The sequence below is a fragment of the Aeromonas ichthyocola genome (assembly GCF_046087985.1).
GTDB classification, from domain to species: domain Bacteria; phylum Pseudomonadota; class Gammaproteobacteria; order Enterobacterales; family Aeromonadaceae; genus Aeromonas; species Aeromonas rivipollensis.
This window is the reverse complement of sequence record NZ_JBJSWH010000015.1, coordinates 1-3,879: the sequence shown is the minus strand read 5'-3', so window position 1 is coordinate 3,879 and position 3,879 is coordinate 1. Positions and strand designations below refer to the sequence as shown.

Below are 3,879 nucleotides of genomic sequence, written 5' to 3'. Positions count from 1 at the left end.
GCCGCGTTCCAGGCGGCGACTATGAGGGCTATGTCGATGCCCATGTGCGCCGGCTGGAGGCGCTACGCCGGGCCGGTATCGTCGAGCGGATCGACGCCGACCAATGGCGCATCCCCGATGATCTGGTCAGCCGTGCCGCCGCCCATGACGCCGGCCGAGACAGTCAGGCCAGCGTTCGCGTCCTTTCCCCGGTCGATCTGAACAAACAGATCGGATCGGACGGCGCGACCTGGCTGGACCGGCGGCTGATCCACGGCGAGACGGCCGACCTTGCGCCAACCGGCTTCGGGCAACAAGTCCGCGAAGCCATGGACCAGCGCCGCGAGCACCATATCGAACAGGGCGACGCCACCCGCAGCCGGGACAGCCGCGTCTTCTACCGGCGCAACCTTCTCGCCATCCTGCGGGAGCGCGAGGTAGCCGGCGTCGGATCGGATATGGCTTTGAGTAAGGGCCTGCCGTTCCGCGCCGCCACGGACGGCGAGAGCGTCAGCGGCAAGTTTACCGGAACCGTGCATCTATCGAGCGGCAAGTTCGCCGTGGTCGAGAAATCCCATGAGTTCACCCTTGTCCCGTGGCGGCCGATCATCGACCGCCAACTCGGCCGCGAGGTTATGGGCATCGTGCAGGGCGGGTCGGTGTCGTGGCAGTTAGGGCGGCAGAGGGGGCTGGAACGCTGAGTGCGCCCATGCCGCATTGCGAAGCAAAAGATAATCGGATAAAATGTAGCAATTCATATTCGTAAGCGTGGAGTAATCAGATGGGAAATTCCAAGTCAGCAGACAAGTAAGCCGCAACAACCAGTATTGTTGTTGCGGCGCTCTGTAAGGCTAGTCTCATCTGATTGCTGACGAGCAGACGTCGCCCGGTATTCCTTAATCGAGGGTTGATTCGTCATGACCACCACACGCCCCGCGTGGGCCTATACGCTGCCGGCAGCACTGCTGCTGATGGCTCCTTTCGACATCCTCGCTTCACTGGCGATGGATATTTATCTCCCTGTCGTTCCAGCGATGCCCGGCATCCTGAACACGACGCCCGCTATGATCCAACTCACGTTGAGCCTCTATATGGTGATGCTCGGCGTGGGCCAGGTGATTTTTGGTCCGCTCTCAGACAGAATCGGGCGACGGCCAATTCTACTTGCGGGCGCAACGGCTTTCGTCATTGCGTCTCTGGGAGCAGCTTGGTCTTCAACTGCACCGGCCTTTGTCGCTTTCCGTCTACTTCAAGCAGTGGGCGCGTCGGCCATGCTGGTGGCGACGTTCGCGACGGTTCGCGACGTTTATGCCAACCGTCCTGAGGGTGTCGTCATCTACGGCCTTTTCAGTTCGATGCTGGCGTTCGTGCCTGCGCTCGGCCCTATCGCCGGAGTATTGATCGGCGAGTTCTTGGGATGGCAGGCGATATTCATTACTTTGGCTATACTGGCGATGCTCGCACTCCTAAATGCGGGTTTCAGGTGGCACGAAACCCGCCCTCTGGATCAAGTCAAGACGCGCCGATCTGTCTTGCCGATCTTCGCGAGTCCGGCTTTTTGGGTTTACACTGTCGGCTTTAGCGCCGGTATGGGCACCTACTTCGTCTTCTTCTCGACGGCTCCCCGTGTGCTCATAGGCCAAGCGGAATATTCCGAGATCGGATTCAGCTTTGCCTTCGCCACTGTCGCGCTTGTAATGATCGTGACAACCCGTTTCGCGAAGTCCTTTGTCGCCAGATGGGGCATCGCAGGATGCGTGGCGCGTGGGATGGCGTTGCTTGTTTGCGGAGCGGTCCTGTTGGGGATCGGCGAACTTTACGGCTCGCCGTCATTCCTCACCTTCATCCTACCGATGTGGGTTGTCGCGGTCGGTATTGTCTTCACGGTGTCCGTTACCGCGAACGGCGCTTTGGCAGAGTTCGACGACATCGCGGGATCAGCGGTCGCGTTCTACTTCTGCGTTCAAAGCCTGATAGTCAGCATTGTCGGGACATTGGCGGTGGCACTTTTAAACGGTGACACAGCGTGGCCCGTGATCTGTTACGCCACGGCGATGGCGGTACTGGTTTCGTTGGGGCTGGTGCTCCTTCGGCTCCGTGGGGCTGCCACCGAGAAGTCGCCAGTCGTCTAACCGACGACTGGTAGCAGGCCCGCTCCGATGCGGCGCACTAACCATCGAAACCTCGTGAATGTCGGTATCCTGTCTGGCAGGATACCGCTCATTTCCCTTGTTCAGTTCATCGCCGTCGCCGAGCATCTGAATTTTCGGCATGCGGCCAAGGCACTTGGTATCAGCCAGTCGAGCGTCAGCGCGCGTGTGAAAGCGCTGGAGGATAACCTTGGTGTCCTGCTATTTGAGCGCCATGCGCGGGGCGTTCGGCTAACAGACGCAGGCAGGCACTTCATGGAGCGTGTCACGGCGGGTGTCGATCAACTCGATCACGCAGTGAAGACCGCGGAGTGACGGGCACTGGCTGGCAATGTCTAGCAACGGCAGGCATTTCGGCTGAGGGTAAAAGAACTTTCCGCTAAGCGATAGACTGTATGTAAACACAGTATTGCAAGGACGCGGAACATGCCTCATGTGGCGGCCAGGACGGCCAGCCGGGATCGGGATACTGGTCGTTACCAGAGCCACCGACCCGAGCAAACCCTTCTCTATCAGATCGTTGACGAGTATTACCCGGCATTCGCTGCGCTTATGGCAGAGCAGGGAAAGGAATTGCCGGGCTATGTGCAACGGGAATTTGAAGAATTTCTCCAATGCGGGCGGCTGGAGCATGGCTTTCTACGGGTTCGCTGCGAGTCTTGCCACGCCGAGCACCTGGTCGCTTTCAGCTGTAAGCGTCGCGGTTTCTGCCCGAGCTGTGGGGCGCGGCGGATGGCCGAAAGTGCCGCCTTGCTGGTTGATGAAGTACTGCCTGAACAACCCATGCGTCAGTGGGTGTTGAGCTTCCCGTTTCAGCTGCGTTTCCTGTTTGCCAGCCGGCCCGAGATCATGGGGTGGGTGCTGGGCATCGTTTACCGCGTCATTGCCACGCACCTGGTCAAGAAAGCGGGCCATACCCACCAAGTGGCCAAGACGGGCGCGGTCACCCTGATCCAGCGTTTTGGATCGGCGCTCAATCTGAATGTTCACTTCCACATGCTGTTTCTCGACGGTGTGTATGTCGAGCAATCCCACGGCTCAGCGCGTTTCCGCTGGGTCAAGGCGCCGACCAGCCCAGAGCTCACCCAGCTGACGCACACCATCGCCCACCGGGTGGGTCGCTATCTGGAACGGCAAGGCCTGCTGGAACGGGATGTCGAAAACAGCTATCTGGCCTCGGATGCGGTGGATGACGACCCGATGACACCCCTGCTGGGGCACTCGATCACTTACCGTATCGCTGTCGGTTCACAGGCGGGGCGAAAGGTGTTCACTTTGCAAACTCTGCCGACCAGTGGTGATCCGTTCGGTGACGGGATTGGCAAGGTAGCCGGGTCCAGCCTGCACGCCGGCGTGGCGGCCAGGGCCGATGAACGCAAGAAGCTCGAACGGCTGTGCCGGTACATCAGCCGCCCGGCGGTATCCGAGAAGCGGCTGTCGTTAACACGAGGCGGCAACGTGCGCTACCAGCTCAAGACGCCGTACCGGGACGGCACCACGCACGTCATTTTCGAACCATTGGATTTCATTGCAAGGCTGGCCGCCCTGGTACCGAAGCCCAGAGTCAACCTAACCCGCTTCCACGGGGTGTTCGCACCCAACAGTCGGCACCGGGCGTTGGTCACGCCGGCAAAACGGGGCAGGGGCAACAAGGTCAGGGTGGCTGATGAACCGGCAACACCAGCACAACGGCGAGCGTCGATGACATGGGCGCAACGGCTCAAGCGTGTTTTCAATATCGACATCGAGA

4 protein-coding genes are annotated in these 3,879 nt (G+C 60.1%); all 4 read left to right on the top strand.

Features of this window, described 5'->3' with window-relative positions; all coding sequences use genetic code 11:
• The coding region (locus ACF2JD_RS22535) for a DUF3363 domain-containing protein (RefSeq protein ID WP_000308584.1) at positions 1-680 on the top strand (680 nt) is incomplete at its 5' end.
• A 216-nt stretch (positions 681-896) separates the two neighbouring features.
• Complete coding sequence (gene floR / locus ACF2JD_RS22530; protein WP_000214122.1) at positions 897-2,111, top strand: chloramphenicol/florfenicol efflux MFS transporter FloR; 1,215 nt, start codon at positions 897-899, stop codon at positions 2,109-2,111.
• Positions 2,112-2,165: 54 nt separating this feature from the next.
• Positions 2,166-2,444, top strand: coding sequence for a LysR family transcriptional regulator (locus tag ACF2JD_RS22525; protein ID WP_001100557.1), 279 nt, complete (start codon positions 2,166-2,168; stop codon positions 2,442-2,444).
• A gap of 111 nt (positions 2,445-2,555) precedes the next feature.
• Positions 2,556-3,879 (top strand): IS91-like element ISCR2 family transposase (locus ACF2JD_RS22520; RefSeq protein WP_415680449.1); only part of this gene is annotated, 1,324 nt, incomplete at its 3' end.